The sequence below is a fragment of the Mesorhizobium sp. M7A.F.Ca.CA.002.15.2.1 genome (assembly GCF_003998715.1).
Taxonomy (GTDB): domain Bacteria; phylum Pseudomonadota; class Alphaproteobacteria; order Rhizobiales; family Rhizobiaceae; genus Mesorhizobium; species Mesorhizobium ciceri.
Map to the genome: position 1 here is coordinate 1 of NZ_RZPI01000812.1, position 2,283 is coordinate 2,283.

At 64.9% G+C, this 2,283-nt stretch carries 1 protein-coding gene and 1 pseudogene; one reads left to right on the plus strand and one right to left on the minus strand.

Annotated features, from left to right (window positions below; translation table 11 throughout):
* Positions 1-61: 61 nt before the first annotated feature.
* Entirely contained in the window at positions 62-1,486 is a 1,425-nt protein-coding gene (gltX, locus tag ENZ74_RS29640; protein ID WP_063170234.1) for a glutamate--tRNA ligase, read from the minus strand.
* Between the two features lie 102 nt (positions 1,487-1,588).
* Between gltX and ENZ74_RS29645 the strand changes: the two are divergent.
* Positions 1,589-2,283, plus strand: a pseudogene (locus ENZ74_RS29645) (competence protein); the annotation flags it as partial.

Sequence of the window (2,283 nt, forward strand, 5' to 3'; positions counted from 1 at the left end):
GGCCTAATGTTGCACTGCGAAACCCGCCTTTCAATGCCAATCTTCTTGGGCCAGTTTGCTCCTAATCGATTTGATCTGAGATGCGCGCCAGGCTTTCCTCGCGGCCGAGCACGGCGAGCACATCGAACACGCCCGGCGAGGTGCTTTTGCCGGTCAAAGCGGCGCGCAAAGGCTGGGCCACCGCGCCGAGCTTGTGGCTGCCGGCCGCCGCCACCTCGCGGATCGCCGCCTCCGCCGAGACGGCTGTCCAGTCACCCGCAAGCCCGTTCAAAGCTTCGTGAGCACTGCGCAGGATCTTGCGGGCATCGTCGGTGAGCAGAAGGGCCGCCTTGTCGTCGATCGGCAGCGGTCGCGTGGCAAACAGGAAGGCCGCGCCGTCGACGAGCTCCACCAGCGTCTTGGCGCGCTCCTTCAGGCCCGGAAGCGCTGCCAGCAACTGCGCCTTGGTGCTGTCGTTCAGGCGTGCGGCGATCGCCGGGCCACCTTCGAGGTAGGGCAGGGTGGCGATGAAGATGTCGAACAGTTCGGCATCGCTCATGCGACGCATATGTGCGCCGTTGATTGCCTCCAGCTTGGCGAAGTCGAAGCGCGCCGCGCCCTTGTTGACGTCGCCGATGTCGAACCAGGAAATCATGTCCTTGATCGACATGATCTCGTCGTCGCCATGGCTCCAGCCGAGACGCGCCAGGTAGTTGAGCAGCGCCTCCGGCAGGTAGCCCATGGCGCGATAAGCCTCGACGCCAAGCGCGCCGTGCCGCTTCGATAGCTTGGCGCCATCGGCGCCGTGGATCAGCGGGATATGCGACATGGACGGCACGTCCCAGCCCATGGCGTTGTAGATGACGGTCTGGCGGGCGGCGTTGGTCAGATGGTCGTCGCCGCGGATGATGTGGGTGACGGCCATGTCATGATCGTCGACGACGACGGCATGCATGTAAGTGGGATTGCCGTCGGAACGCAGGATGATGAAGTCATCGAGATCCTTGTTAGGAAAGCGCACGTCGCCCTGGACCCGGTCATGGACGACGGTCTCGCCTTCGGTCGGCGCCTTGATGCGGATGGCGCCCTTGGCACCTGCGGGTGCCTCTGAGGGGTCGCGGTCGCGCCAGCGGCCATCGTAGCGGGGTGGCAGCCCCTTGGCTCTGGCGGCCTCGCGCATGGCCTCCAGTTCGGCTGGCGTGGCGTAGCAATAATAGGCCTTGCCGATGCGCACGAGCTCCTCGGCCACCTCGCGGTGGCGGGGCGCACGCTCGAACTGCGACACCGGCTCGCCGTCCCAGCTCAGGCCAAGCCAGGAAAGCCCGTCGAGGATGGCAGCCGTCGCGGCTTCATTGGAGCGTTCGCGATCGGTGTCCTCGATGCGCAGCAGCATCGTGCCGCCGGTGTGCTTTGCATACAGCCAGTTGAACAGCGCCGTGCGCGCGCCGCCTATGTGCAAATAGCCGGTGGGCGAGGGGGCAAAACGGGTGACGACCTTGTCGGACATGGAACTCTCGGAAACCATCTGAAGCGGGGTGCGGTCGCGCGGACTTTCGCGCTTTGCGCGTTCATGTAGCATAGGGTGTCGAGGGCGCAAGGGGCAGACCCGATGGCTGGACGAGGCTGGGGCTCGGATCAGGGCGAGGACGCTGCCATTGGCGTCAGCGAACGGTCCCTGTTTGCGCCTCTGCCAGCCTCATTGCCGCCGCCGTCGCCCCTCGTGCCGGATTCCGGCAAGCTGCCCTTGCAAACGGGTATCGCCGCCTCTGTTCCTGTTGCCGGAACCGGCAGGATCGTGCGCGTGCGCCGGCAGATCGGCCTGATATCACTGCCACGCCTGCGCCACAGCGTGAACATGGCGGCGAGCCTGGAACTCGACCGGGGCGTGGCCTTCCTGCTGGTACCGGTCTGCCTTGCGATCGGAGCGATCGGCTATTTTTCGCTGACGGCTGAACCCGACTTTGCGAGACCTGTCGCGGTTGTCATCCTGACGGGGATCTGTGCGCTGGTCTCGCGCTCATGGCCAAAGACCCATCTGTGTTTCATGGCGGCACTTTTGTGCGCCCTAGGGCTGCTTGCTGCCAAGGTCGAGACGTGGCGTGCGGGCACACAAATGTTGGGCTCGGAAATCTCGACGCAGGTGACCGGCCGCGTCGTCTCGCTCGACCGTATGGAAACTGGCCGTATCCGGCTGACCATCGACGTAACATCGACCGCAAGACCGAAACTGCGCTATGCGCCGGAACGGGTACGGCTTTCGGCACGCAAGATCCCGGCTGACGTGACCGCAGGCTCTCTCATCAC